Source organism: Pseudolactococcus chungangensis CAU 28 = DSM 22330 (assembly GCF_002441885.1).
Taxonomy (GTDB): domain Bacteria; phylum Bacillota; class Bacilli; order Lactobacillales; family Streptococcaceae; genus Pseudolactococcus; species Pseudolactococcus chungangensis.
In genome coordinates this window covers 152981-178900 of record NZ_JXJT01000001.1, presented here as the reverse complement: position 1 = coordinate 178900, position 25920 = coordinate 152981, and the positions used below count along the sequence as shown (strand labels likewise).

The following is a 25920-nucleotide window of genomic DNA, read 5'->3' as shown; positions in this document are numbered from 1 at the left end:
TTAAGCCCTCCTTAAATCGTAATATCATAAGCCACTTCGTACATGCTTTCTGTATCTAAGTAGCTCTCAAATGTGTCATACTCGATATTATTCATATCAAGTAACGCCTCGAGTTTTTCTTCTAATTCGAGGTCTTTTTCTTCGCTATATAATTCAAGTGTTAAATTATAAACCTTAGCATAGTTATGATTATCAGCCTTCAAAGTGCCTTGATTATCAGTTGTATAGTACAGTAAATAAGGTAAGCCAGGAACTTCACCAACATTAAAAGCGCGATATCTAACTGGTATATCAAGCGTTCCGAGAGTTTCTCGCAATTCAGAAATATTCAAGTTTGAATCCTCACTCCTATTTTTTCAATAGCTTCTCTCTCAGCTTGCGCAATATGAGGTTGCGCTTTTGTGCGTCCGCCGTCAGCTTTGGCATGGCCTCGCTCTAACAAATGGGTCAGACGATAGTCGGTAGCGTTATAGACATAATAACCAGTTCCTTCTTTTTTCAAGCGCCATCCTTTGGCATACTTTCCACGCCTGCCACGAGGACTGGTGCGCTTTAATAATTCAACCGTATCTTCGGCTACTTCTTTTTTGATAGCTTCTAAATTTTCAGCGACTTCTTCCGAATACTCAGATAAAGCCTTTGTGATTTCATCTGCGATATCCATTAAGCACCGCCTTTTTTAGATTTCAATTTAAGCTCTAATTCCTCGTTTGAGATTTTGTAAGAGCTAATCACTTGATATCTAACTCCGTCAATTTCCAAAAGCTCCTCGTTTGAGTACTCAAATCCGTGAATAACAACGATTTTAGAAATTTGAATATTAGATTGACCAGCGATAATCAGCTCGCCACGAGTTATTGGCTTTTCAAATGCTAGTATCTCAACTTTTTCATAAGTTGGGATTTTGTCTCCAATCTTATTTTCAGTCTCGCCAGAAACTTTCAGCAGAGATACTTCTAAATCCCAATTAGACAATTTGAGTACCTCCACCGAATTTAATGATTAGATTTCTGAGACGATATTCTAAATTTCTAGGCATCATACCACCACCTTTATTTTCGTATCTAAAAGCTGACAAATCAACGACAAACATTAAATGAGATGAGTTATCAAAATCAATCAATATTCCTTTTTCACTTGTCAATTCATCAATAACTCCTGATACGATTATCGCCAGTAGCTCATCTCGGACATTTGACTTATAGCCTAAGGAGGCTTTAAGCAAGTCCAAGGCTGCTGCCTTAAACTCTGTTTCATTCATCTTCACTCACTTCCTTAATTAATGGAATTTTACGCTGATTGCTAGAAGATGCTAGCTCATCTAATCTAGCTTTTTTAGCTTTTCCTTTCAAAGGGTACTTATCTCCAACATAATAAACATCTCCTGTATATTTGTCGGTGAAGTCAACAATTGTCACATACTTCATAACGTCGCTCCTTATGCTCCAGCAGGTGCATTCGTGTAAGTGATGTAGAATCCAGCTTCTGTGTCTGTAGCTTTAACATCATAGCGCACTACGCCAGCAAGTAATTTACCGTAAATTTGATTATCGATCCAAGCTACTGTTGTTTGTTTGCGGTCAAAGTAGCTCATGAACGCTTTGGGGTCTCCTAAGAAACCTACTAAGTTACCAGATGCCGAACCGATAATGTCATCATCTAACACAACAACTTCTTTACCAAGCAATACCTTACCACTTGCAGCGGTAATGGAATCTTGAAGAAGATAGCGTCCGTTTTTATCTTTCAGTTTGTCAAGTTCGTTGTAAAGTGATGCAGATACAATCAACTTGACGTTATAGACACGTTTAATCGCAACGTTAATAGTGTCTTTGATGCCGTCAACACCTACGACAGCTTTAGCTGTTGCCGTTTTCAAAACAGTTGCAATATCTGCATTCGTTGTGTTCAACGTTTGGTCTGTGATTTCGTCAGCAATAAGACCAGTTACATCATAAGTAGCATCATCGACAATCTCTTGTGAGATTGGAATATATCCACGACGAGTAGCGACGCTAAAATCAACCTCTGTGAATGTTGGGTTCGCTAATTTAGGGTTAGCTTCTAATTCGGCAACTGTTGACATTTTAGCACCTGACTTTGCAATCACTGGATATTTACCAGATGCCGTGTTGACTTGGATAGCATTTACATATTTTTTCAAATCAACGACATCTTCAGGAACAATCGCAGGTGCTAAGAGTTCCTCTGGAATCAATACGCCACCTTCGACAGATGTAAACCCTGTAGATGCACGTTGTTGCCCTTTAGAGTGAATGAACGCATTGATAGCTGAGCGTGTTTGCTCTAGTTTTTCACCACCTTCACGGGTTGAGATATTTTTATTTTTCATAGATCGATTACCACCTGTTCCTGTTCCTGTTGTATCAGTAGCGCCAGAATTATCTGCGCTAGAGATTGCTTCTAATTCTTTTTCAAGACCTGCTTTTTCATCTTCTAATTTTTTGATTTGTTCATCTAAATCTTTAATTTCTTTTTCAAGCTCATCAGCCGACTTAGAGACTTGATTAACATCTTCTGTACTTACAGCTTCTTCGAGAGCTCGTGTAATTTCTTCTTCTCGTTTTTCTAAAGATGAGCGTTGCTCTAACAATTTAGAAAGTTGAGTTGAACGCTCGCTAATTTTACGAGACAAAATAAGTTGTTTTAATGCCATTTAATTTCTCCTTTAATTCATCCTTGCGTGTTTGCAAGGTACGTTTTTGCGCATCTTCAATTTGTTTACTGCGTGCTTCTACAGCCGTTTCTTGATAAGCCGGAAAAGTCACAACAGAAACTTCATAAAGATTGATTGACTTGATAATAAATTTGACAGTTCCATCAGAATTTTGAATCATTTCTTCATTCAGAATTTCAAAACCAAAAGAACACTGGTCAACATCTCCACGTTGTACACGTGAATATAGATTCATGGCTTCTTGGTCTGATTCATTTACGATGATTTCGCCATAAAGTCCTTTAGAATCGACTGATAAGCTCAGTGTGTTCGCTTTAGTTCTTCCTAACACTTTAGCAGTGTCATGGTCTATAAGCGCTTTAACGTCGCTTAAATCAACGCCTACAAGTGCATCTGGTGAAACTTCTTCTCGAACGCCTGGATAAAGCTCTGTTTCAGTGTCAAAGACAATAAAATAACCACTGATAATCTTCTTATCAGTAGCTTCTTGATTATTGTCTAACTTTCCGATGTCTCTAGCTTGCAAAGACTTACGATTGTTCATTATTCTCACCTCCTTTCGATTGGTTCTGGACTAATTTCATTTGATTTTGTACGTCATGCGCTTGTATATAATTTTCAAGCACTAACAAATCATCCATTTCGGCATCTGGTGGCAAGGATACCCAATTACGTAACTCATTACGTCTTAGAGCATTAACGCTGACCATTTGTACACCAGCAGTTACTAACTCAGTGAGCGAGTAATTATATAAACTGCGTGGATTGAAATTAAAGTACATTGTAGGGTCTAGAATGAGTTTGTTTAAGGTTTGCTGAATAGATTGGGCTATTGACAATATACGAGTATTCACAAAGTTGTTATACTCGTCTTTGTTGTAAGTCCCGACACCCAAAAGAAAAGGAGGAACACCAAGCAATGATGCTACCGTCTTTTTATCGATTTCTACAGCGTCGTTTAAAGCCAAATCATTTAGTGTGAGAGGCTTTATAGTTTGAACGTCGATAATACCTTGCGGCGTTATCCAAGGAGCTCTTGAATTTTCACGCTTTAAATACTGCTGTTCAATCTTCTTACGTCCTTCTTCGTTTGAAAAAGTGTCAGAATCAGCATCAACTGACACGATAAGACTTGGCATGTACTCAGATTTCATAAAAGATTTCTTAGTAACATAAGACTGTTTGAGATTATCTACTAAATCTTTCAATACAAATTCATAGCTACTTCCGATAAATGGATTGTTAGGTCTTGGATTTATTGAAAAATGCAACAAAGTATCTGGACTATATTCTTTTCCACTGACGTTGATTGAATACTCATAATCATCAGTGTTGAAAGTTGTTGCATTTGGCGGAATCGGCAAAAGCTCTTTTAGTTTTAAGCCATCAAATATTGGCTTAACAACAGCATTACCACCGCCTTCTATCAATAAAGTTCTCACAATCCATGCAATGAAATTCTTCCTCGTCATATAAGGATTAGGTTCAATGTCAACAACTCTTGATAAGCCATTAAATATCCTTGTATCTCCTTTTTCGGAATTTTTCATAAGTTGAATTGTCATGCTAGAAACCATGTCGACGATTCTCTCAACTCCCATGCGGACTTCTGGGTTATCAGCAAGCCTGACATAGCTGTCTGAAATTGATTCGATGAATTGAATTGGTGACACGTACTCTACACTTATAGCGCCAGGATCTGACCTGACCTGCTTCTTTTTCATAAAATTAAAAGCCATTTACTTAATTCCCCATGCTTCTTTTTGTTGTTTAGATTCACCAGCCTCAAGACTTGCAACACAAGCAAATACACTTGCATCGAATAAGTCAATACGTTGATTTGGCAAAACTTTTTCAAACTGAATCATATCATCAGTTTTTTCAATTGCTACCACATTGCTAACACAATACTCATAAGCTAAGCTGTGGACGTAGTACAGCTCAGCATTCTTTGCCTTAACTTCAATATGCCTAAACCCCTCTGATTTCCTATAAAAATATTGAGGAGCATCTAGCATTTTGAATTTGGCTTTTTTCATCTTCAAGAAAAACTCACGCCCAAATTTTTTATCAAAATGTACTTCACGAATTTTAAAACCTAAACCTCGCATATTAATAAACCACTTGACAACATCATCATATAGAACTGTAGGCGTATTACTCAACGTTGCCCAACCTTCCTCAGACCATTCGAACAGTGGTATATTATCAACCTCAGCTTTTTCAATGGCTCTTGCGCGAGGAAAGAAAGCGTGAGTGATCGAAATGTCTATATTTTTGACATGTTCTACACCTTCTGTGTCAGTGTATTTATGGTCTTTCAGCGTGCCGTATAATGCAGCAGCTGTTAAATCGTGCAACTTAGACAAGTCAGCCCCGCCATACCAAACAATCGGCAATTTTGATAACTCCTCAATCGTCCAATCGAACTGGCTATCAGAGTATTTAAATTCGTCTATATCAAAATAAGCGTTTTCGGCAGTCGTAAATACATTTAAAGTCTTGTTTAAAAACTCTGACTTTAATTGAGGCTCTAACATTGCTTGTCTTGCATCTGCTAACAAATCGGATAGCGTTGTCGTCTGATTTAATGATGGTGTCAAAGATTCTAAAACTTGTGGGTCATCAATCGTTGTAATCTCGTGCGTTACTGGATTTAAAATGTTACCCTTTTTATCTTGTTCAGCCATGCATAAAAAAATGAAATAGCTGTCATAGACGGGATCGTTTATCTGGCCGTCAAGAAATTTCTTAAGAGTTTGAATCCTCATTGCAAGGAAACCATTAGCAACGTCACCAGCTGTTGAAATACCGACCAATAATTTATTACGATATGCTTTCATGGCATTCTTCATCAGTGTGTACTTCTTTGCGCCAGCCTTTTTCCACGAGTGTATTTCGTCAAGTATCAATCCGTTACAGTTGAATGAATCTAACTTGTCCTCTTGATTAGCCTTGGCAATAACTTCTATCTTCCCGTCCGAAAACTCGGCTTTGATAGAGTGTTCTTGATTATTGTCTCGCAACCTGAATTTTTTAAATCCTTTTCTTACTAAAGATAGGTTATAAGACAAAAACCCAAAAGCTTCTTTGGTTTGGTCTATTGAGTTAGCTAGTATGTAAACTTTACTCCCTGATTTTCTATCAACAACACCTTTAGCCCAACTCAAAGCGCTAGAAAAAGCCGTTTTGCCTTGTTTTCTGGGTAAAAAAATAAGCGCTTCATTAAATCGCCTAATACTTGTTCCTTTGTTAAAGAAACCGAACAAATTAACTATAATGAATTTTTGCCAAGACAAAAGCAAAAGAGGAGTTCCAGATAAGTCAACTCCATTTAAGTCTTGTCCTTGCTGGTGCTTTATAGTACCTTCAATAAGCCCTATAACAAAATCAAACTGATCGCTCCTAAAATCCCATTTACCAGATTTCAAGTCGTCAATAAATCTTTGAGCGGCTTGAACTTGTTCTATATTAGCTAGTTTCTTACCACTGACTAAATCGTCTGCGTATTTTTTAGCTTCTAAAAAATTGTCGCTTAATTTTTCCATTCCTCACCTCCTTTACTTTATGAAATTTGCGAACGGGTTCGGTTCGTCATCATCTTTAATTTGGCCAGCATTATTTGACTTGGGGTTAAGCATTAGCTGATTAGAGTAAGATAGTATATCTTTCCTTAATTTTTCGATCTGATCAAGTGACGGATGCTTCTTAAGAGTACCTGCAGCACTTTCAACAGTTGCAGGGCAACCGTTTTTCTCCCAATCGTTGACTAAAATATAATATTGCCTTAACATTCCAGCGTAAATCCCGACAATTCTGTTGTACGCAACATCATGCACTTTTAACGCCTTCATTTGCTTTATCGTATAGTCGTAAATCGTGCGTTCTGTAGGTATCTTCTCCAATCCATCACCTCCTTTCAGATTATGAAAAAAAGTTTTTCAAAATTCTCGTAAATTTGGAAAAGACTACCCTAGTCGTTCCCTTAGAACCTCAATTTTTATTACAATTAATAGGGGGGTTAACCAATTTTCAAATTCTTTCTTTTTCTTTTCCTGCAAAATAATTCCTAACTTAGTAGGCGTATCGTCAAAGCGATTGTGCATTTTATTATGACACTCATTACACAGACTGATAAGGTTCCAGCTAACCAAAGATAACTTAGGATAGTCCTCATAGAAGTATATATGATGTACAGTCTTAGCTTCTTTATTTTTAAAGTACCTTTTGCAATTCTGGCATTCGTACTTGTCACGCCTCAGGATAGAGTCACGTTTAGCTAACCATCTCGGAGACTTATAGAATTTTACATCAGTCATAACCTATCCTATATCCTTTCCTTTATCAGTACGTCAATTGAACGCTATCTTCTCCCGATAATACTAAATCCCTTAATATTTCAACGGCATATTTTTGTGGCACTTTGTAAAAAAACGAACGATATGAAATTAAAGGAGATTCATCTCTATCATCTTCTATAATATTTAACTGGCAATCATTCCACCAACTAACTGCCAAATGATGATATCCAAGAGCGATACCGACAGCATAGTGGAACCCGTTGGTTTCTTTTAAACGAATGTATTTTTTTAAATCTTTTTCATATCTAAAAACCATCACCGTTTTTATAGATGCTGAACTGTCTATATTTAAAATTTTATGTTTTATGCATTTAAATTGAGGAGAATTGATGTAGTTTTCTAACCCGATGAAAATGACATCCCTAGTCCCATTTAAAAATTCTTTTATTACAGAATCATCTACAATTGATACCATGCCTATCCTATATCCTTTCCTTATCGTTTATTCCTCTCGTGCCTAACTCCAACATAAAAACCTATAACATAAATAGCAGCTCTAAACACTATATCAACAATACGTTCCATACCTATCCCAAACCTTTCCACACAAAAAGCCACAGCGCATGCTATGACTTGATTATTTACTCACGCTTATACCAACTAAGCTACTGACAACACAGGAATCGAACCTGCACTTACAAACGCGTCTGCATTCATAAGCTACTGCCCAGCAATGTCAACGGCTACTGATGATCAATCAGAAACTTAGCTCCCGGACTTTTGGCCTTAAGTCACGTACGGAGTACCACGATAGACCAACAATGACAGCTATTGTGTCAAAGATGTTTTTAGAGGAGCTACCTCAAGGCATCACTATCATAACCTTAACTGACAATCTCCGAATCGAACGGATATCAGGTAATTTCAGCCTGAATGTACCAACTTGTCAACTGTGGACTAACCACAATGTAAGCAGTTTTAAATAACTATTAATCAGACCAAGATTAATAACTGACACCTCTGGACTAGAACCAGAACGAGCTACCTGCACACATATCCCGTGCGATGTCTACTGTGGACTAACCGCAATGATAAATGCCAACCTGAAAACATTTTAGCGACTAGAAACTTGTGTAGCTGTTAGGCTACTTTGAGTTCTTGTTTAGCAATTAATTTAAAGGCGACAAATAGTACTGCAAACCAAATACACAAACTTACGGCAATTACTGCCTACAAGGAAAGAAAGAGAATCGAACTCTTAAACGAAATTCGCCATTGACTTAGCAGGTCAATTAGTCTTACCAATAGACAAGTCTTTCCGTGCGCTAGTCTTTCCTAGCAGTCAAAAATCACAATAAACCTAGCTTTGCTTTTAGTGTGGTTCAAGATCGCACATATTATGTACGCAGGACATGCCTGCAAGAATCATGCGGTAATACGTGATTAATGTGTGTGATTGAATATCTATCCGCAATCATCATAATACTAGTATATCTTGATTTTTAGTGGTCAGTGCGTCGTTTTCATTCCTTTTTCGCATCGTTTTTATTACGATTTGACCCACTCAATTCAAGCAATGCAATATGAACGGCTCAATATCCCGCTTAAACTGATAAAATATCCGCTTAGCTTGTTTCTGTGATATGTCTATATCCTTTAAATCAAGCTCCATCATGACACGATACCAAGGTAATCCAGTATAACCACTCAGCTTTAGTTTGATAACTTCCTTTTCAACATCTCTAAGTGGCTCATACCACATACTGAAGATATAAGCCACTTCTTTAAGGCTGCTAAACTCTGCGTCGTTATCTAAATCTTCCTTGCTAATTACATGACTTTCTTGCTCTGAGCCACCAGAATAACTTGTCCTGATACCTAGATTATCCACCTTTTGACGATACAGATATCTGCTTTCGATAGATTTAATCTTGGCATCTATCCTACCATTTACATAGTCTGCTATCACTCTGTCTAACTTATCTGCCACGATACCCCTTTCTAACCATCTACAATCCCATTCTGTTCAGCCGTAAATGTCATTCAAACCCTCCAATCGCTGCGAGTGCATCAATAGCATCTTTATGAATATCATGGTTTCTTTCAACATGATACGTTTCTAGTTCATCACGTTCAGTTCTCCACTTAATGCTTATCAGTGCCATTTTCGCAGTGTTGAGCTGTTCTTGGAGTTTTTCAACCGAAAGTTCGTCGGTGTCTGAAGAACATCCATCCCCTCCAATCGCTGCGAGTGCTTTTTCTAAATCAGGCAAAATCCAGTCTGTTTGAATAGTTACTAAATGCCCATCATGTTTAATCGTTCCAATAACATGCTCGATATACTTTTTCGCTTTGATTAATTCTTCTGTTTTCATCTCTACTCACTTTCTAAACCCTTGCAATTCCACGGGTTTAAATATCAAATGGGTCATAATCTGGGTCGTTTTCGCTTGACCAACAATCCATAGCCTCCCACCCGTCAGTATGGCAAAATCCACACGTATCACAAGTTAAACTATGGTCACATTCATGACATTGCATACAATCGCAATCAATCAATTTACCGCACGTTTCACACTTGATGTCATCATCATCGTCACCAAAGGCTCTAGCAATTGCATCTCTGAACGTTTTGATTGCTATTCCAAGTCCATATCCGATATTATTAATATCTTCTAAAGAGATGTCTTTCGCTATTTTCTTCTTGACCATTTTCTTATGCCTAGATTTCGAGAATCCACAAGGCGCATCCCTTGTCACGATTTCATTTTTAATTTGATTTCTAAATACCATACCTTCTCACTTTCTAAACCTTGCTATTTCAATATTTCTTGATGTCACGAAAATAGTCATTCATCATGCTTACTTTTCTTAACCATTTCAAACGAAAACATCAGAGAAATTCCTACAATCGCCCAAATTAAACTAATTTTGTTATTGATAAAGTAGTCAATTCCTCCAACGATTACCATTCCTAAGATTATATAAAAAGCAAAATTAATAATAGAAAATTTCTTTTTCATTATCCACCCCACAATACATTCTGCTCAGAAATTAGTTTCTCTCTGTGGTCTCTAATCACTTTTAAGACTTCGCTAGTCAACTCTTTCGGTACTGTATAATCATAATTTACAGTACCGCCATAAGCTGGTATTCTGAAAATTATGCCCCTCTCAACTGAGATTTTACCCAAAATATTGATTCTACATCTACTAAATGTCATGAAATCTAAAAATTTTTCTATTTCAGAAATATCTTTATTAATTTCATTTACTCGCTTTAATTTTTCTTGGTTCATTATACTTAAATCCTCTCAAAACGCCACACACGCCACTTTAGTAATCAGGTACATATTTATACCAAAACAATCTTAAAGTGCCGTCAGCGTTAAATCTCGACCTTACAGACTATAATTTACGCATAATCTTTTTATTTACGTTGCGTTCTATGCCAATTGTCGTCTTAAAATCTTTTGCTGAAACTTTATCAGCTTCAACTAAATTTCTAATTTCATACAAGCAAAATTCTTCATATGTCAAATTTTTACCAGGTTGTAAGTTGTGCAGTCGTCTTTTTAACTCGATTTCCTCTGCTGTCATCATTCCACCTCGTCAACTTTCATCTATCGCTTCAAGCGCTTTTTCAGCAGAAATTTTCATGACACGAACGCAATTCCTTAGATGTCCAATGCTTTTTGGCATAATATTTGGGTCAACATCTAAGATATTTTTGAAATATGTTTTTGAGATTTCAATTTGATTTTTTAGTTTTAAAACTTCTTGATTTTCAGTTTTATATGTTTCTTTTAAACCATCGATTAAATCAAGTAAATCAAAAGTGTCGATTGTAATAGAATCTTTAGCTTTAATCGTGTTATCGCTGTAATCAAATCTCACAATGTCATACTTTTTATAGAGGATTTTATAAACTTCTTCAAATGTCATTTTCTATACCCGCCTTTCAAAATATGGTTTGTAAATTCGTCGATTTCTTTTCTTGAAATTACTACATTTTTGTTAAAAAACTTGCGAACTTCTTCTTCTAGTTCGTGGGACGGCAAACCAGTTTTAGAAATGCTTAATCTATCAGAACACATATGCACTATATCGTGTGGGTAAATACCGTCATTAGCATTTAATGCGTTATTAACGAGTTCCAAGTAATATCCGAAAGATATACCTTTTTTGAATTTAATATACTTTAAACATTTTTCGTAAAGTTCGACCTCTTTACATGTACCTTTCGTCCATAATTCATGTACATTATCTTCAGAAATTTTTTTTAAATCATCCAAAATATGGTACAAGCTTTTGACATACGCTAAATTATCAAGTGAGGAGCCACACATATCAAAACCGTTTAAAACTCTGACAAGGTACAATTCATTGCTAACTGCATATGTCGTTTCGCCAGTCAAAATCATCTATACTTTCCTTTCAATTTCTCCTCAATCTCAGCAATCCGCTTGCGTTTGTATTGCTCGTCTAAAATGTGAATCGTCATCAGCACTGCTGTCATAGCAGATGCGATTAGTAGTACTAGTTTCATATGTCCTCTTTCAACTCATCATACAGATATCCAACTGTCTGAAACTTATCAAACTGTTTGAAATAACTGTAAATTCCGCCTCCGATATTGTTACTTGGATTTGTTCGCTCTGATCTACTGCGATACATTCTGTGATATAGTGCTTCTGATTTTTTATCGTCACTTTCCATGAATCTAGCGACATCTTTCAATGTTTTCTTGTTTTCTTTCAGCTTCTCATCTACGTTATCCCAGAATAATTCTCCGAAAGTTTGTTGCAATTTAAATGTCATTTTTTAATATCCTCTATTTCGACTTGAATCAAATTCTTCTCGCTAAAGAATTTTTTGACAACTAAACAGCTAATCTGGCTATCGTCGACATAATATCCGAGTTTAGTCATGTAATCTTGTAAATTTTTAAGCAAGTTATCCAAATCAGGCTTAGTCGTTTTAGGCAATCCCCACTTTTTCTTTTGCTTTATCGCATAAAAGAAAGTGACTGATAATTTTAGCGGTATGTTTTTATCGATAAACGGTACCTTCGGCCTATTTTGCACTAGGTTCATGACCAATTCTTGGTTTTTAGTGCCTTTTCTATCGTATGTCACGAGTTTTCCGTTTATGTTTTTAACGCCCTTTTGCTGATTCGTTGTTGGCATTTTTGCCATTTCAAATTCAAATTTCAATCTCTCTCCTAAAACGGAAATAACCGCTTATAAAATAGCCATTCTATTGCCTTTTATCGCAAACTTGATAGATGCAGGCAATTTATTAAGTCTGTCGTCAGCGTCTGCAAAAGTGTATAAAATAAACTTTTTGCTTTGCAACATTCTCATCAGACTTAGAAACTGACCTTGTTCTTCTGTAGAGTAATCTCCAAGATTGTCAACAATAACCAGCTCTGCACGTTCGATAGAGCCTTTTTTATCAATTAGTCTCTGCTTATTTTCTGGACTCATATAAGCATTTTTAGACATCGATAAATACTCGTGTACCATAATTTTTTCAACATGTTTGTGTTCACCTCTGAATTTTTCGATGACCCATTTTTGAAATGCCTCTAGTTTTTTCAAAGATTCCATATCATAAGCAAATTCAATAACGCCTGATTTTTCTAAGTCATATCCTTTTTGGGCTTTAAACTTCGCTAAAATATCAGATAGACTGGTTTTAGTTTGCCTGAATTTTCCATCAGATATAATCTCTCCGTCAACCTCTTCGCTTTGTGGATTATATCTGACTACTTGTCCAGTTTTCTCATCTCGTATAGTCCAGTCAGGCAATCCGCCAAACTCCATAGTTTTAGAAATTTTTCTATCTTCAACGCATCGTTTACAAGCCTTCGTTTGAGGTCTCAGCTTATGACTTACTAAATGCTCTTCTGTGTGTATCCTGCAACACTCATCAAGTACTACTAAATCTTTAGCTAGACTAGCAAGTGGTTTTTCATTTACACTAAACTGCTCTAAATAATCAGTCATACTTCCCTAAAACCAGCTTTCTTCTCAGCCCAAGTCCAATCTGACTTGTCATCAGTTCCAGTTGTCTTGCTTCTGCTAAACTTGTTATCATCAGCTTCGACATCAGAAAGAGTTTTTATATTGTTCTTAGACCATGATTTCAATATCTGAACTGAATAAGCATATTGCTTTTGCCTGAAGATGGCACGCTTCATAGATTCGTAAACTAGATCATAGCCGTAATCTTTAAGATTAAACTTTATGTCTTCTGAGATAATTTGACTGATAACACCAAAATTTCCTTGGTAAAAATCAGTTAATTTTTTATACTCAGAATCAGCATCATGTTCTTTCTCTGATTCTGACTCTATCTTTATCTCTGACTCTATCTTTATCTCTGACTTTAACTCTATCTCTATCTCTGTTGGACAGTGGTTGGACAGTAGTTGGACATTGTCCAACTTTTTGACATCTTCTTTATTTCTAGTGTTCCTTTTGTATTTACTCCAGTTAGTCTCTTGGTCAATCAGTGCAGGGACTTGAAGCATTTCGATGTCGTTGCTATCATTCAATTGAATAAGACCTGACTTAGTAAATAGATCTAAAGTCATTGCTACATTTTCGATATCTTCATCAAGGTGCAATGATAACTCTTCTACAATATTTTCTAAAACACCTTCAAAATAAAGAACTCCATTATTTTGCAATGATTCAAGCATGAGTTTTTGGTAAATGATGACCATCGTGTCACCTCCCGCTAACCTCCTAGCTTTTTTAATAGCTAAATTCTTGTAAAAATTGTTATCTAGTTTAAGCCAAAAATATATTTTTGTTTTACTTTTACTTGACACTTGCACCTCCAAAATTCACGATAGCCGTTTGGCTTTTCAAGTGGATAAGTTTATCCACCAGATCGCCATAAGTAAGTTCTAACAACTTTTCCCTGTAAGGGTCGCCTTTTTCATACTTCCAGTTATTGACACCAAAAGCGTCAATTAATTCTTCTTTAGTCATTTTTCACCTCTTAGAATGGCAGGTCATCAGAATTCAAGTCCATTGGCGAATCACCAGAAAATGGGTCACTATCGCGTCCGAAATTAGGTGTAGATGATTGCTGCTTAGCTTGTTGCGGCTGCGCCTGCTGTTGACCCTGCTGTTGACTACGACTTTCTAGCATTTGGAAGTTCTCAGTGATTACCTCTGTGATATATACACGTTGTCCTTGTTGATTTTCGTAATTCCGTGTCTGGATGCGTCCTGTAATGCCGATCAAAGCACCCTTTTTAACCCAGTTTGCGAAATTTTCGGCAGATTTTCGCCAGATAACGCAATTGATGAAATCTGATTCACGCTCGCCGTTAGCGTTTTTAAAGGTACGGTTTACCGCTAGAGTGAACTGTGCTACAGCTTGATTAGCTGGTGTATATTTGAGTTCTACGTCTTTGGTCAACCGACCAATTAAAGTTACATTATTAATCATTTCACATCCTCATAGTTCGTAATTTTATATCTATAGCCGTTTTCATCAAGAAATGGTTTGAATGGCGGTAATGGGTTATCAGGGTCAATCAGAATTTCAAGTGTTAAAATTTTAAGCTTTTTAACTTCTTGTTTCTGCTCGTTTTCAGGCTCTGTAAGCGTTGGTTCTGATTGTTGATGAATTTGTTCAGCTACAATATTTACAGCTTGTTTTGGCTGTTCTGTGACATCCTCAGGCACATTAAAGCTGTTTTGCAATCGTTGAGCTTCAAATTCAGATGCACGTTGCGCCATTTCTGCATCTCGTTTTGCTTGTTCTGCTTCACGCTTTGCTCTCGCTTCGTCTTGCGCCTTGGCGTCTCTCAACATATCTTGCAGAATTTCGTTAAGCCCCTTGCCGTTGTCAAGTTCTCGGATATACGGCTCTGCTGTCAAACTGCGCTCTAATGCAATTTCTGAAATGCTTGCAATATCATTTTTTCGGCCCTGTTGTTTTTGAACTTCACGTTGAATAGACACGTCAATCTCGTCCAGGATGCCTTTTTTAAGCTTTTTATGAACTGTAAAGTTAGCCGCAAGACAGTACTTTTCATATTTTTCTGCAAAGATACGAGGGTCAAGCCCAGCATTTTCAGCTTTTTCGGTAAAGGCGACCTTAATCGCACTAAGTCTGATTTGCCGTTCGTTTTCTTCGATTTCTTTGATGCCTTTGTCAATCGCGTCAATTGCGCTATCTAGCGGTTTTAATGCTTTCTCGACCCAGTCCTCAAACTCTATGAGTGGTTCGTTATACTCAGTTTTAACGTTCTTGCGCTTGTCATCAATCGCTGTTCTTACTTTTCTAAGGTTTGCCCGCGTCGTTTTATCGCCTGTTAATGTGTCAGCAGTTGGTAGATACCCGCTGTACTTTTTAGCGATTTCGTTGATTTGTTGCTCAACTTTTTCACGATCTTCAATATTGATGATTGCGTTTTGTACGCTTACTTTAATTTCGTTCATTAAAATGCTATCCCTTCCAGTGTTTGTTGGTGTTCGGCTGGTTGATTGATAATCTCGCCAGTTTGTACATCCGCTACTTTAACCTCTTTAACTTGCGATAATTCAGCTTTTTTCTGCTCAATGTATGCTTGCTTATCGAAATCAGCGATTTCATCTTGCGTTGGTTCTTGAACTCCGTTAACTTCACGTGGTTTTGATTCGGTTTGTGGAAGTTCTTCCTCTGAATACGTGCCAGACATATCAGGAAAAGCCAGACGCAAGGCTTGTGATTCAGCAACCTTGACAAGCATCGTCATCGGCTTACTAGACCACATAGAATTTGGCTGTCCGTTTTTCATTTGAACATACTCGTCATAGCTCACAGCTACGTAAATTGGGAAGTCTAAGTTCTTCATTTGAACTTCACACCATGCTCCGATTAAAACCTGTGTTTTCTTTTTAAAAGCTCCGTCTAGCTTTTCGATTGAGCCGTCTTCGTTTTCAACAATCACGCCTGTTTTGATTCCGTTGAAATTAGGGTCTTTCTGCGCGCGTTTGCGGTATGCGTCACGACTGACGACAAATTGAGCTGGTGCAGTTCCGTATTTTATGAAATAGATTTCTTTTAAAAACGGATTTAAATTTTGATGTTTAGCCATTGTGACAAGCATTGCAAGCTCACTGTCAGATGCCTTGTTCCCGTTGTCAAGATACTGTCTGACAGTTCCTGCTGTGATATTTTTTGGATCGAAAATGTCGATGTTTTCAGTTTGGTTTGCTACTTGATTTGTCATTATCCTACCTCAATTTCTAAGTTATCCGCGATTCTATCTTGACATTGAGCTTTGATAAAATCTTCTAGTTCCTCATCGTCCGCAAATGTGTCTGGCAATTCTAAGCCAAATGTCGCTGTTGCTGTTATTGTCACGCTGTCTCCGATTCTGTAGATTGGCTTACCTTCGAATTCTTCATTTGTCATCGGAAGCACCTAACCATTCATCAATTTCTTCGGCTGTTTTTAGAAGTTTCCAATTACCATTTACAAAATTAATCTTCGAAAAAGTTTGCGGATACGATATAATTGTTTTTGTTCCACTTTTGCTCTCAATCAAATCACCCTCTTTAATTTCAAACGGCTCACGACTGTGTTTATAGAAATTTAAAACTGATTCATACTCTTTTATTTCTTCTGGTGTGGCGCGTCTAGTGTCGCCTTCGTCTACGAAATAAAAGGTTTCTATTAGGCTAGAATCTTCTTTGGAATACCAAACTCCGACAACGCCTTTGTCAAAATTCATCAAGTCTTCTTCCAACATTACAATTGCACTGCCATCGATGAAAATTTGACTAGATATAATATCCCCAACCTTAAACTCAGGCTCATCAATCAGTTTATTACCGCACATTGAGCAGTATTTTGCGTTATCGTGATGCCATTTTTTGTTACATTGTTTACATTCTGCGTTTAACATTTGTTTGTCTCCTTTTCTAAATAACTAATAATCTCCACGCTATTCTTAGCACTTGCGATGTAGTTGACCACATCTGTACTGAAACCTTTAGGATTGTAGTCCCCTGTAATCAACGGCATTTGATCGATAGGCACTAAATATTCCTTGTAGCCCTCAATATCACGATTAAGCTCGTCAATCTTCAAGTATTGATTGTTTCGAATGATTTCCAGTTGCTCCTTGTCACGCTTTAATCGTGCAATCTCAGCACGTAATGACGTTTCAACTAACTTGTTACGTGTCAGTTCATTCTGCAATTCTTGATAGTCAGTATTTTTGATAATTTTATAGTCAATCATTGCGTTTGCTCCTTAGAGTTGAATTTCGCTTCGTTTAAGATTAAAAATGTTGCATATTCTGTATAATTCTTAAAGAAATTAGGTTTAATAACTCTGGTTAATTCTTCCATGTCAGATATGCGATACATACTTTCCTCTATCGCTCCATGCTCTTCTTTTGTGTCACGGTGTTCAAACTCAAATTCCTTTTTCTCAGCGAAGTACTCTTTTGATAAGTTGCGGTGTTTGTCGTATTTCCTTGTTATTTTAATGATCATTTCATATCTCCAATCTTCAAAGCAATCAATGCGAGTGCTATAGTTTTAGCGGTTTCTGTATTATTTGGATTTCCCAAACTTCCAATATATCCAGAAACGTCAATTAACTTGTCTTCCAGTTCTTTGATTGTTTTCATTTTTCGTGAGTCGCTAGGAAAATTATTTTCCATGTCGCTTACTCCAATATTCTAAATTTCTATCATTATGCTTATCAAGCTGTGCTGCTAGTTTAGCGTGTTCACTTGGTTCGAATCGTGTCATGCCCTCTCCTTATTCCTTTGCATATAGTGATCTAGATCGTTAAGGTCATATAGAAACTTAGCGCCATTCCTGATGTAATATATTTCACCGTTATCTCTAAGTTTAGTTATGGCCGCTTTTCCGTACCCTGACATCTTCTGAGCTTCTGTGATATTGCCAAAGCCACGATTTTTAAGTGACTTCTTGCCATCTTTGACACCTTCCAGGTAAGCTTCCTTGGCTTGTTCTTTCAGCAGATTCATGAATTCTTCTCCGAAAATTTTACTGGATTCCATATTTTCCCTTTCTATGGTACAATCAAGTTATAAATGTTTAATTTGAGCCAGTTTGCCGACTGGCTTTTTTGCGTTTCAATTAAACTGTTCTCCGAGCGAACGATTCAAAAATTTACCAACAAAATAAGTTTTCCCTTTACCTGTGACTTTAGGAGTTTTTCTCAGAATAACGTCCCCGCTATTTCTGACGACTGTGTTTTCCGTAAATTCCATAACACCTAAATTCATAGAGCGTTGCGTTGGTGAATTGTAGTCGCTACCTAGCTTTTTGATGAGATAACCGTTATCCCTAAGCCAAGCGAATAAGCGCTTTTCTCAGATTTCGACATTATTCTGTTTCAGAATTTTAGCCAAGTCTCTAACGAGGATTGAACCTTTTGACGATTCTACCGCTTCAGCAAATAGCGCTTTTGGTTTGAGTTCGTCAACTTTCGTTTCAAGTTGAATAATCTTACGTGCCTGTAAGTCCATAGCACGCTTGATAATCATGTCTGGATTGTTCCACGCTTTTTCAACTTCCAAGAAATACTGGCGTGCTTGCTTGCCTTTTTCGTTGCGTTGAATCATGGATACTTCTTTTGCCATATCTAATTTCATTGCGTGGTCAATGTACTCGGTTTGATTGCCTTGAGCTGTTGTTCTTTTTTGGACAACAGCTGTATAGTCAATATCTTCTGTAAAGCCATATTCTGACATACGGTCAAACCATATCGAATAACGAGTTTTGACTTCTAAAAATTTGTGTAGTTCACGACCGCTAACGAGTTGCTCGTCATTTTCGTTTGTCGTGATTGTGATAAGTTGATTCATGTTAATTCCTTTCTAGCTAGCCGCGTGTTCTTTTTCGGGTACGTTATGATTAAAAAAAATTCCTAAATCATCTTTAGTGTATCCGAAAATCAAAGCGAGGTTAATCAATTCATCTGCACCAATTGCAACGATTCCGTTTTCGCGTTTAGCGTAAGGTGTTCGCGTTTTCCAACCCATTTTCTTAGCTACTTCGTCTTGCGTCATTCCTTTTGCAATTCGCTCTGCTCTGATTCTATTCAAATCAAGTGTCATGATAATTTCTCCTTTCGTTCTTTATCGGGAACAATTTAAGTATATCTCTTTCGTTCTCGTTTGTCAACACATAAATTTAAAAAAAATACAAAAAAGTTTTTTTGCAATACCTATTGTGCTTTTTTGGGAACGGTGCTATAATGTAAGTACATTAAAGAAAGGAGCGAAAAATTGAGAACTAACGAAGAAATAGTAAATATATTGAAAGAAGAAAAAGATAAAAAAGGTTTATCCATTTCGGAACTAGCTAGACGAGTAAACATGGCTAAATCAGCAGTATCAAGATATTTCAATTATACTCGTGAATTTCCTTTGAACAGAGCTGATGATTTCGCAAGGGTTTTGAACATAACTCCCGAATATTTGTTAGGAGTTAACGAGAATAAAAAAGATAATTCCGCTACTAAGCAGATTCTTGATAGAGTATTCGCTAAACTTGAATCTGAACGTCAAGAAAAAGTAGTTAGTTATGCCAAGTCGGAGTTAGATGAACAGAATAAAGAAAATTTAGTTCAATTATTTCCTTATAACGTTAAAGAAAAACTGTCTGCTGGTACTGGTTATGGATATTTTGATGATGGTAATTATGATACTGTTTATTATGATGAAGAATATGATTATGACTACGCTTCTTGGATATTTGGCGATTCAATGTTACCAGATTATCCAAATGGCGATGTGGCTTTGATTAAAGTTTGCCCATTTGAATATGACGGTTGCGTTTATGCTGTTGATTGGGACGGACAAAGCTATATCAAAAAAGTTTATAAAGAAGAAAAAGGCTTGCGACTTGTTTCTACTAATGAAAAGTATAGTGATAAGTTTGCACCTTATTCAGAAGAACCAAGAATTATCGGTAAAGTGGTAGCTAGTTTTACACCGCTTGAAAAGTGAATACTAAAAACCTAGCCTAAAAAAGGTTAGGTTTTGGTGTATAATAAATTTAATCGTGTAGATAGGATTCACGTTAAAAGCTATAGGAAGAATTGAAAAATGGGAAAAAGAGATGAAAAAGTTTCTAAGGCTAAAAAGCCTTTCTTTAAAAAATGGTGGTTTTGGTTAATTATTGTTATTGTGATTGCTGGTGCTGTTGGCGGTGGTGATAAAGATAAAACAAAAAAAGCAGATACCGAAAAAACTGCTAAAGTTGAAACGAAAGAATCTAAGTCAGAATCAAAGACAGAATCTAAAACAGAATCTAAACAGGATACTAAAAGTTCTGAAGAAACACCAAAAGTTCCGACTGAATACGAAACAGCGTTAAAAAAAGCAGAATCTTATTCTAAAACAATGAGTATGTCAAAAGTCGCTATATACGATCAATTAACCTCTGAGTACGCTGAAAAATATTCGCCTGAAGCAGCCCAATATGCTGTAGATAATTTGAAAGCTGATTATAATGCAAATGCTTTAAAAAAAGCTAAAAGCTACCAAGACACAATGGCTATGTCTCCAGAAGCCATTAGAGACCAACTTACATCTGAAAATGGAGAAAAATTCACTCCTGAAGAAGCAGAATACGCGATTCAGCATTTAAACGATTGATAAAATGTAAAATAAAAAAACGTCACTCACTCCCCTGCAAAGATTGTGAGTAACGATATAGAAACGTAGTAAAAAGGATGACTACCTTTTTATTTTACCACAAAATAAGGAGATTAGACGTATGGAAATAAAATCATACAAGAAAAAAGACGGTACGACCGCATATTCCTTTGAAATATACGTCGGAAAAGAGAATGGAAGAAGCAAGTTTACCAGAAAGCGTGGGTTTAAAACTAAATCAGATGCCAGAAAAGCGATATTTAAGCTACAAAGCGAGCTAGAAAAACCAGAAGAAAAAACGGATATTTCATTTGAAAACCTATACAAGAAATGGCTCTCTGAGTATGAAAAAAGTGTAATTGATTCCACTTACTACAAAACAGATAGGCAATTCAAAAATCATATTTTGCCAGATTTAGGGAATAAAAAAATAAAAGATATCACTCCAAGAATGATACAGGAATTTCAAAATGAATGGAGTAACAAACTCAAATTCGGAAGAAAGCTATTAGGATTTGTTCGAAGTGTGTTCAATTACGGTATAAGACTTGGGTATATTGACACCAACCCAGCTGACAGCGTATCAGCACCAAAAATAAAGCGAGAACGCAAAGAGGTTAAAAACTTCTACGATCACGAGGAGTTAAAAAAATTCATGTCTTTGGCTGAAAAGACTGGCGATATTCAAAAAATAGCTCTATTCCGAGTGCTTGCGTTCACTGGTATACGAAAAGGTGAGCTGCTTGCGCTAGAATGGTCTGATCTGCACGATAACACACTTGAAATAAATAAAGCGATATCTAGGTCAGAATCTGGTTTAGAGGTCAGCACGACTAAAAATAGAGCATCTGAACGTCTTATCAGCTTGGATAGAAAGACTATAGAAATACTGGATAATTTACGTGAAGAATATCCTGATAGAAAACTAATATTTGAATCTGAAAATGGCGGTGTTCTATCTCCAGCAAAACCTAGAAAGTGGCTGCTACAAATAATAAAAGATTCCGATTTAAAACAAATAACAATACACGGATTTAGACATACACATGCCAGCTTGATATTTGAATCAGGCATGACTTTAAAACAAGCCCAACATAGACTTGGTCACTCTGATTTACAAACAACTATGAACATCTATACTCACATTACGCAAAAAGCCATTGATGATATTGGCGAGAAGTTTTCTAAATACGTGGATTTCTAGGACACGATGAAAGTTGTGTCCTTTGTTGTGTCCTTTTTATGAAATGTTATGATTACATATGAATTAAACAAAAATAAAAACCCTTATTTTAAAGGCTTTTAGATAGTTATGAATATTTGTGAATAGTAATAATGGAGCCGGTGGGAGTCGAACCCACGTCCAAATGCCTTGCTATATCAGCGTCTACAATCATAGGGACTGTCTAAATTTAACAAGCTAACGAGACAATCCTCGAACAAAGTTAGCTTGCGAGTCTCTTAATCTCTTCTCTGATGTCAAGACACCATCAAATCGTATCCTACTAAATTAGGCCATCAAATCGCCATAGGCGAGCGAAAGTCAGGCACGCAGGCTGTGGTTTAGGCAGCTACTGCGTAAGTTTGTGTATTTTTAGCAGTTATATTTATCTGCGGCGGTTTAGAGTGGCGCCTCACTAATCGCAGCTCATACGCGACAACACCTGTCGAATCCAGAACGACCCCGAATTCTAAAGCAATGTGACAAGCACATTTTGTCTGATTTCTTCCAAGAAGTCTAGCAAGAGATCTCCTGGAAGTCTATTATAGCACTAAATAGCGACTTCTACAAGTTTTTTATCGCCTACAGTTAGGTCTAGCTTACCATGAAACTGCTCAATTAAGTCAAGTTTTAGTTGCTCAATATCTGCTGTATCCGCAAAGATAGAGATGACAACCCTATCCGTGAAAACTGAGTCGGCGATAGCCAGACCAGCAGTTGCTAGATACCTAGAAACATTGTCAAAAAGCCCGTAATCCATGTGTAGGTCTAGCTGCGTCTGCTCGACAATTTTGACAAGCCCAACGGCGTCAATGGCGTGATTGACACTACCTGCATAAGCACGAATCAGACCTCCCGCGCCGAGTTTAATACCGCCAAAATAACGTGTCACGACTGCCACAAGGTTGGTCAGTTCACGTTTTTTTAGGATGTCTAACATCGGTACACCTGCTGTCCCAGAAGGCTCGCCATCATCGGATGAGCGCTGAATTTCTTGATGTTCACCGATTGTGAATGCCGAAACATTATGATTGGCTTTATGGTGCTGTTTTTTGATTGAAGTGATAAACTCACGCGCCTCTTCTTCACTTGTCACGCGCTTGAGGTGACAAATAAAGCGTGATTTTTTAATCTCTTCTTCAAATATAAAATCATTTTTTATCGTAATCGTCATAAAAATATTGTAACATTTTCTGTTGGATTACGTATAAGAAAGTATGAATAACTTATTTGGTCGCTTGCTGACGCGACAAGAACTTGGCGATGACTTTGAACATCTACCTGCAAATACCGTAACTTTTCCAGGTATGACGCTCACTAACAAGTGTGCTATTTGTAATCGGTGTGGCACGAGTTCTCTTCTCCAAACTGTCAAGTTAGAGATTTCTGCTTATTTTTGTCCTGAGTGTTTGCAGCTCGGACGCGTTCGGTCTGATGAACTGCTTTATCATCTACCGCAGCAAAATTTTTCACCCCAAGATACCCTCCTCTGGAATGGCCAGCTCACACCTTATCAGGCAGAGGTTTCCAGAGCGCTCATCACTGCAATTGACCAAAAATCCCAGATTTTAGTCCATGCCGTCACTGGGGCTGGTAAAACTGAGATGATTTATGCAGCGGTGTCTAAGATCATATCAAGTGGTGGTACCGTTGGTATTGCAACACCCAGAACCGATGTCGCTCGTGAACTTCATACCAGACTATCTCGTGATTTTTCCATACCAATCTCTCTTTTGCACGCTGAATCAGAGCCTTACTTTCCAACACCACTAGTTATTTCTACAACCCACCAACTGCTGCGTTTTCGTCATGCCTTTGATTTGCTGATTATCGACGAAGTGGATGCCTTTCCCTTCGCTGATAATGATGCTCTTTACTTTGCAGCTGAGCAGTCTCGCAAAATGACTTCAACTTTGATTTATCTTACTGCAACTTCTACGGATAAATTAGACAAGCTAGTCAAACGGGGTCAATTAGAAAAAGTCTCTTTGTCTCGCCGATTTCATGATAACCCCCTCGTTGTCCCTAAAGTCATCTTCAGTGGCAGTGAAAAACTCATCTACCGTCACATCAAAAAACAGCGTGAAACAGGTTTCCCGCTCCTCATTTTTGCGCCCGTCATTACCTTTGGGAAATTATTCTCTGAGCATTTGTGCCGTCTTTTCCCAGATGAGAGAATAGGCTTTGTTGCCTCTACTAGTGAAGATCGTGTTGATAAAATTGAACGCTTTCGACAAGGCCAACTCACAATTTTAATCTCAACCACAATTTTGGAGCGTGGTGTGACTTTCCCTAAAGTCGATGTTTTTGTTGTCCACAGTGAGCATCGCCTGTTTACCAAATCTAGTCTGATTCAGATTGCTGGGCGTGCTGGGCGAAGTCCTGAGCGACCGACAGGTCTGGTCTACTTTTTTCATACTGGTTTGACTAGAGACATGACACGAGCGATATCCGAAATTCGCCAGATGAATCGATTGGGAGGCTTCACATGACCAATTGCTTGTTGTGTCACAATATACTGGCACCTCTATTTCAATTCTCGGATATTTTTTTGTCTCGAAAACCACGTGAAACTGTCTGTCGGAATTGCTGGACACAATTTGACGTCATTTCAGAAACACATTGTCAAATTTGTTATAAACCTGATATTACAGGTACTTGTAATGATTGTCAACAAGTCACCAATCCTATCCCACATCGTGCCATTTTCCACTATAATGAGTTTGCAAAATTTTACTTTCAGACCTATAAGTTTCAGGGTGATTTTAGACTGCGCTCTGCTTTTAATACTGTACTCACAAGCAGTCTAAAAAAACAACTCATCGTACCGATACCCGTATCACCTGAGCGTCTACAAACCCGTGGGTTCAATCAGGTTGCTGGCTTTTTAAGCAGCGCTAAGTTACCTTTTCTTGACCTATTAATCAAAAATGAAGCCAGCCACCAATCTCTTAAAACACGAACCGAGAGACTGACATCTGATAATCCATTCACTCTGAAAGACAAGGCGGAGATTCCTGATAAATTGGTAATTATTGATGATATTTACACCACCGGAGCAACTCTCAGACACGCTGCGAGCCTATTAAAAAACGCAGGCTGCGCCCACGTTTCAACTTTTTCGTTATTTCGCTGAATTTAAAAAATCAGCAACCAAATTTTAGGTAAAAAAATCATCATGCCAACGATAACAGCATATAGCGATATAAATAGGACCGCTCCTGCTGCCATATCTTTGGCATTTTTTGCTAACATAGAAAAGTGATACTCACTTGCTAAATCAACGACATTTTCAATCGCTGAATTGATGATTTCTCCAAAAATAACTAGAAAAATAGCCAAGAGTAAAAATAGCCACTCAACCCTTGAAATCCTAAAGACAAAACCAAAAATGATAGCTAAACTAGCACTCACGGCATGCTTACGTAAGTTACGTTCCTCGCGAAAAGCAGTGATAATCCCAGTTAAGGCAAATTCGAGCGAGGCATAAACCGTTCGGTTTTTCCACTTTTTCTCTGTATTTTTATCTCGTAAGGCCATAAGCAGTCAAAATCTCTTCCTGTAAGGCAAACATCACTTTCTCGTCTTCTGGTACCATGTGGTCGTAGCCATTGATATGGAGAAAGCCATGTACCGCTAAAAAGCCCATCTCACGCGCATAACTATGACCATAATTATCAGCCTGTTCTTGCGCTTTTTCAATAGAGATATAAAGCTCACCAATAAAACTATCAAAGTCTTCTAACTCTGCCTGAAGTTCTTCTGGCATTTCGAAATCTTCACCAAAAGCAATGTCTTCTGGTTCATATTCTAAACTGACCACATCCGTGGGGACATCTTTACCTCTATACTCACGGTTAATGACCTGAATCTCATCATTCAAGACATACGTAATGGCCATTTCTTTATTTTCAGGTAAATGGATAAAATTAGCTGCAAAATTTAGTAACTTAATCGTATCCTGTTGTAGCTCATCTGGTACTTGCCCTGTTTTGTCTAGCATCTCAATATACATGTTCAACCACTCCTTTCTCTGTCTGTTC

General features: G+C 37.4%; 44 protein-coding genes, 1 tRNA gene, 1 other RNA gene and 1 pseudogene. 5 read left to right on the top strand and 42 right to left on the bottom strand.

Translation table 11 applies throughout. The features are described from left to right. Positions 1-11 precede the first annotated feature (11 nt). The 38 genes and pseudogenes from RR45_RS00920 to RR45_RS00765 all read right to left on the bottom strand — a co-directional run bounded on the left by RR45_RS00920 (position 12) and on the right by RR45_RS00765 (position 19110). The gene (locus tag RR45_RS00920) at positions 12-332 is read right to left on the bottom strand and encodes a hypothetical protein (protein WP_031366174.1); all 321 of its coding nucleotides are present in this window, start codon (positions 330-332) and stop codon (positions 12-14) included. Next, on the bottom strand, positions 329-664 hold the full coding sequence (locus RR45_RS00915) for an HK97 gp10 family phage protein (RefSeq protein WP_031366175.1): 336 nt from the start codon (positions 662-664) through the stop codon (positions 329-331). The genes RR45_RS00920 and RR45_RS00915 overlap by 4 nt, the downstream gene beginning before the upstream one ends. Further along, on the bottom strand, positions 664-975 hold the full coding sequence (locus RR45_RS00910; RefSeq protein WP_072353543.1) for a phage head closure protein: 312 nt from the start codon (positions 973-975) through the stop codon (positions 664-666). The genes RR45_RS00915 and RR45_RS00910 overlap by 1 nt, the downstream gene beginning before the upstream one ends. Next, positions 968-1261, bottom strand: coding sequence for a hypothetical protein (locus RR45_RS00905; RefSeq protein WP_031366177.1), 294 nt, complete (start codon positions 1259-1261; stop codon positions 968-970). Before RR45_RS00905 ends, RR45_RS00910 begins: the two co-directional genes overlap by 8 nt. Then, complete coding sequence (locus RR45_RS11105) at positions 1254-1427, bottom strand: hypothetical protein (protein ID WP_167362583.1); 174 nt, start codon at positions 1425-1427, stop codon at positions 1254-1256. The genes RR45_RS00905 and RR45_RS11105 overlap by 8 nt, the downstream gene beginning before the upstream one ends. 11 nt (positions 1428-1438) lie before the next feature. Next, entirely contained in the window at positions 1439-2677 is a 1239-nt protein-coding gene (locus RR45_RS00900) for a phage major capsid protein (RefSeq protein WP_031366178.1), read from the bottom strand. Beyond that, positions 2646-3242 carry an HK97 family phage prohead protease gene (locus RR45_RS00895; RefSeq protein ID WP_031366179.1) on the bottom strand — a complete coding sequence of 199 codons (597 nt, stop codon included), beginning with the start codon at positions 3240-3242 and terminating at the stop codon, positions 2646-2648. The genes RR45_RS00900 and RR45_RS00895 overlap by 32 nt, the downstream gene beginning before the upstream one ends. Further along, positions 3229-4437: a phage portal protein gene (locus RR45_RS00890; RefSeq protein WP_031366180.1), complete on the bottom strand. Its 1209-nt coding sequence runs from the start codon at positions 4435-4437 to the stop codon at positions 3229-3231. Before RR45_RS00890 ends, RR45_RS00895 begins: the two co-directional genes overlap by 14 nt. Further along, positions 4438-6246 carry a terminase large subunit gene (locus RR45_RS00885; RefSeq protein ID WP_031366181.1) on the bottom strand — a complete coding sequence of 603 codons (1809 nt, stop codon included), beginning with the start codon at positions 6244-6246 and terminating at the stop codon, positions 4438-4440. A gap of 12 nt (positions 6247-6258) precedes the next feature. Then, positions 6259-6603 (bottom strand): P27 family phage terminase small subunit, encoded by a 345-nt coding sequence (locus RR45_RS00880; protein ID WP_031366182.1) that lies wholly within the window; start codon positions 6601-6603, stop codon positions 6259-6261. A 63-nt stretch (positions 6604-6666) separates the two neighbouring features. Then, a complete protein-coding gene (locus RR45_RS00875) occupies positions 6667-7017 on the bottom strand; it encodes an HNH endonuclease (protein ID WP_072353542.1) in 351 nt (116 codons plus the stop codon). 25 nt (positions 7018-7042) lie between these two features. Further along, positions 7043-7474 (bottom strand): hypothetical protein, encoded by a 432-nt coding sequence (locus tag RR45_RS00870; protein WP_031366184.1) that lies wholly within the window; start codon positions 7472-7474, stop codon positions 7043-7045. Between the two features lie 760 nt (positions 7475-8234). After that, positions 8235-8319: transfer RNA gene (locus tag RR45_RS11100), tRNA-Ser, on the bottom strand. 244 nt (positions 8320-8563) lie between these two features. After that, the gene (locus tag RR45_RS00865; RefSeq protein ID WP_031366185.1) at positions 8564-8989 is read right to left on the bottom strand and encodes a RinA family protein; all 426 of its coding nucleotides are present in this window, start codon (positions 8987-8989) and stop codon (positions 8564-8566) included. A 49-nt stretch (positions 8990-9038) separates the two neighbouring features. Next, positions 9039-9374 (bottom strand): hypothetical protein, encoded by a 336-nt coding sequence (locus tag RR45_RS00860; protein ID WP_072353541.1) that lies wholly within the window; start codon positions 9372-9374, stop codon positions 9039-9041. Positions 9375-9411: 37 nt separating this feature from the next. Next, positions 9412-9792, bottom strand: a complete 381-nt coding sequence (locus tag RR45_RS00855; protein WP_072353540.1) for a hypothetical protein — start codon at positions 9790-9792, stop codon at positions 9412-9414. Positions 9793-9848: 56 nt separating this feature from the next. Next, complete coding sequence (locus tag RR45_RS11095; protein ID WP_167362582.1) at positions 9849-10022, bottom strand: hypothetical protein; 174 nt, start codon at positions 10020-10022, stop codon at positions 9849-9851. Further along, complete coding sequence (locus tag RR45_RS00850) at positions 10022-10297, bottom strand: hypothetical protein (RefSeq protein ID WP_031366187.1); 276 nt, start codon at positions 10295-10297, stop codon at positions 10022-10024. The genes RR45_RS11095 and RR45_RS00850 overlap by 1 nt, the downstream gene beginning before the upstream one ends. A gap of 109 nt (positions 10298-10406) precedes the next feature. Next, complete coding sequence (locus tag RR45_RS00845; protein ID WP_143188731.1) at positions 10407-10601, bottom strand: hypothetical protein; 195 nt, start codon at positions 10599-10601, stop codon at positions 10407-10409. 9 nt (positions 10602-10610) lie between these two features. Next, positions 10611-10943 carry a hypothetical protein gene (locus RR45_RS00840; RefSeq protein ID WP_031366189.1) on the bottom strand — a complete coding sequence of 111 codons (333 nt, stop codon included), beginning with the start codon at positions 10941-10943 and terminating at the stop codon, positions 10611-10613. After that, positions 10940-11422, bottom strand: a complete 483-nt coding sequence (locus RR45_RS00835) for a hypothetical protein (RefSeq protein WP_031366190.1) — start codon at positions 11420-11422, stop codon at positions 10940-10942. Before RR45_RS00835 ends, RR45_RS00840 begins: the two co-directional genes overlap by 4 nt. Further along, the gene (locus RR45_RS11480; RefSeq protein WP_279625291.1) at positions 11419-11547 is read right to left on the bottom strand and encodes a hypothetical protein; all 129 of its coding nucleotides are present in this window, start codon (positions 11545-11547) and stop codon (positions 11419-11421) included. The genes RR45_RS00835 and RR45_RS11480 overlap by 4 nt, the downstream gene beginning before the upstream one ends. Beyond that, positions 11544-11819: a hypothetical protein gene (locus tag RR45_RS00830; RefSeq protein ID WP_031366191.1), complete on the bottom strand. Its 276-nt coding sequence runs from the start codon at positions 11817-11819 to the stop codon at positions 11544-11546. Before RR45_RS00830 ends, RR45_RS11480 begins: the two co-directional genes overlap by 4 nt. After that, a complete protein-coding gene (locus RR45_RS00825; RefSeq protein WP_031366192.1) occupies positions 11816-12214 on the bottom strand; it encodes a RusA family crossover junction endodeoxyribonuclease in 399 nt (132 codons plus the stop codon). The genes RR45_RS00830 and RR45_RS00825 overlap by 4 nt, the downstream gene beginning before the upstream one ends. Positions 12215-12241: 27 nt before the next feature. Further along, complete coding sequence (locus RR45_RS00820; protein WP_031366193.1) at positions 12242-13009, bottom strand: hypothetical protein; 768 nt, start codon at positions 13007-13009, stop codon at positions 12242-12244. Next, the gene (locus tag RR45_RS11090; RefSeq protein WP_072353539.1) at positions 13006-13839 is read right to left on the bottom strand and encodes a phage replisome organizer N-terminal domain-containing protein; all 834 of its coding nucleotides are present in this window, start codon (positions 13837-13839) and stop codon (positions 13006-13008) included. Before RR45_RS11090 ends, RR45_RS00820 begins: the two co-directional genes overlap by 4 nt. Continuing rightward, positions 13829-14002, bottom strand: a complete 174-nt coding sequence (locus RR45_RS11085; protein WP_167362581.1) for a hypothetical protein — start codon at positions 14000-14002, stop codon at positions 13829-13831. Before RR45_RS11085 ends, RR45_RS11090 begins: the two co-directional genes overlap by 11 nt. A gap of 10 nt (positions 14003-14012) precedes the next feature. Continuing rightward, positions 14013-14468 carry a single-stranded DNA-binding protein gene (gene ssb, locus RR45_RS00810; RefSeq protein ID WP_031366195.1) on the bottom strand — a complete coding sequence of 152 codons (456 nt, stop codon included), beginning with the start codon at positions 14466-14468 and terminating at the stop codon, positions 14013-14015. Beyond that, positions 14465-15466, bottom strand: a complete 1002-nt coding sequence (locus tag RR45_RS00805; protein WP_031366196.1) for a DUF1351 domain-containing protein — start codon at positions 15464-15466, stop codon at positions 14465-14467. The genes ssb and RR45_RS00805 overlap by 4 nt, the downstream gene beginning before the upstream one ends. Beyond that, positions 15466-16239, bottom strand: a complete 774-nt coding sequence (gene bet / locus RR45_RS00800; RefSeq protein ID WP_031366197.1) for a phage recombination protein Bet — start codon at positions 16237-16239, stop codon at positions 15466-15468. The genes RR45_RS00805 and bet overlap by 1 nt, the downstream gene beginning before the upstream one ends. After that, entirely contained in the window at positions 16239-16424 is a 186-nt protein-coding gene (locus tag RR45_RS00795; RefSeq protein WP_031366198.1) for a hypothetical protein, read from the bottom strand. The genes bet and RR45_RS00795 overlap by 1 nt, the downstream gene beginning before the upstream one ends. Beyond that, the gene (locus RR45_RS00790) at positions 16414-16917 is read right to left on the bottom strand and encodes a hypothetical protein (protein ID WP_031366199.1); all 504 of its coding nucleotides are present in this window, start codon (positions 16915-16917) and stop codon (positions 16414-16416) included. Before RR45_RS00790 ends, RR45_RS00795 begins: the two co-directional genes overlap by 11 nt. After that, on the bottom strand, positions 16911-17255 hold the full coding sequence (locus RR45_RS00785; protein WP_031366200.1) for a hypothetical protein: 345 nt from the start codon (positions 17253-17255) through the stop codon (positions 16911-16913). Before RR45_RS00785 ends, RR45_RS00790 begins: the two co-directional genes overlap by 7 nt. Next, complete coding sequence (locus tag RR45_RS00780; RefSeq protein WP_031366201.1) at positions 17252-17512, bottom strand: hypothetical protein; 261 nt, start codon at positions 17510-17512, stop codon at positions 17252-17254. Before RR45_RS00780 ends, RR45_RS00785 begins: the two co-directional genes overlap by 4 nt. Next, complete coding sequence (locus RR45_RS11080; RefSeq protein WP_167362580.1) at positions 17509-17682, bottom strand: hypothetical protein; 174 nt, start codon at positions 17680-17682, stop codon at positions 17509-17511. The genes RR45_RS00780 and RR45_RS11080 overlap by 4 nt, the downstream gene beginning before the upstream one ends. Before the next feature lie 87 nt (positions 17683-17769). Further along, entirely contained in the window at positions 17770-18048 is a 279-nt protein-coding gene (locus tag RR45_RS00775) for a helix-turn-helix domain-containing protein (RefSeq protein WP_031366202.1), read from the bottom strand. Positions 18049-18123: 75 nt separating this feature from the next. Continuing rightward, positions 18124-18858, bottom strand: a pseudogene (locus RR45_RS00770) (phage antirepressor KilAC domain-containing protein). Between the two features lie 12 nt (positions 18859-18870). After that, positions 18871-19110, bottom strand: coding sequence for a helix-turn-helix domain-containing protein (locus RR45_RS00765; protein ID WP_031366203.1), 240 nt, complete (start codon positions 19108-19110; stop codon positions 18871-18873). 171 nt (positions 19111-19281) lie between these two features. On the opposite strand from RR45_RS00765, the gene RR45_RS00760 reads away from it, so the two are divergent. From RR45_RS00760 to RR45_RS00750, 3 genes are all read left to right on the top strand, one after another. After that, on the top strand, positions 19282-20004 hold the full coding sequence (locus tag RR45_RS00760; RefSeq protein ID WP_031366204.1) for a LexA family transcriptional regulator: 723 nt from the start codon (positions 19282-19284) through the stop codon (positions 20002-20004). A gap of 99 nt (positions 20005-20103) precedes the next feature. Continuing rightward, a complete protein-coding gene (locus RR45_RS00755) occupies positions 20104-20655 on the top strand; it encodes an Ltp family lipoprotein (RefSeq protein ID WP_031366205.1) in 552 nt (183 codons plus the stop codon). A gap of 121 nt (positions 20656-20776) precedes the next feature. Further along, positions 20777-21859, top strand: a complete 1083-nt coding sequence (locus RR45_RS00750) for a tyrosine-type recombinase/integrase (RefSeq protein WP_031366206.1) — start codon at positions 20777-20779, stop codon at positions 21857-21859. A 129-nt stretch (positions 21860-21988) separates the two neighbouring features. On the opposite strand, the gene ssrA is transcribed toward RR45_RS00750, so the two are convergent. Both ssrA and RR45_RS00740 read right to left on the bottom strand, forming a co-directional pair. Beyond that, positions 21989-22341, bottom strand: a transfer-messenger RNA (tmRNA) gene (gene ssrA, locus RR45_RS00745). Between the two features lie 86 nt (positions 22342-22427). Beyond that, complete coding sequence (locus tag RR45_RS00740) at positions 22428-23051, bottom strand: YigZ family protein (RefSeq protein ID WP_031366207.1); 624 nt, start codon at positions 23049-23051, stop codon at positions 22428-22430. Positions 23052-23094: 43 nt separating this feature from the next. Between RR45_RS00740 and RR45_RS00735 the strand changes: the two genes are divergently transcribed. After that, positions 23095-24369 (top strand): ATP-dependent helicase ComFA, encoded by a 1275-nt coding sequence (locus RR45_RS00735; protein WP_031366208.1) that lies wholly within the window; start codon positions 23095-23097, stop codon positions 24367-24369. Further along, positions 24366-25013 carry a ComF family protein gene (locus RR45_RS00730; protein ID WP_031366209.1) on the top strand — a complete coding sequence of 216 codons (648 nt, stop codon included), beginning with the start codon at positions 24366-24368 and terminating at the stop codon, positions 25011-25013. The genes RR45_RS00735 and RR45_RS00730 overlap by 4 nt, the downstream gene beginning before the upstream one ends. 2 nt (positions 25014-25015) lie before the next feature. Here RR45_RS00730 and RR45_RS00725 read toward each other — a convergent pair whose 3' ends face one another. Together RR45_RS00725 and ybeY are read right to left on the bottom strand one after the other, a co-directional pair. Continuing rightward, positions 25016-25417, bottom strand: a complete 402-nt coding sequence (locus tag RR45_RS00725) for a diacylglycerol kinase family protein (RefSeq protein WP_031366210.1) — start codon at positions 25415-25417, stop codon at positions 25016-25018. After that, positions 25401-25892, bottom strand: a complete 492-nt coding sequence (gene ybeY / locus RR45_RS00720; protein WP_072353538.1) for an rRNA maturation RNase YbeY — start codon at positions 25890-25892, stop codon at positions 25401-25403. Before ybeY ends, RR45_RS00725 begins: the two co-directional genes overlap by 17 nt. Between the last annotated feature and the right edge of the window lie 28 nt (positions 25893-25920).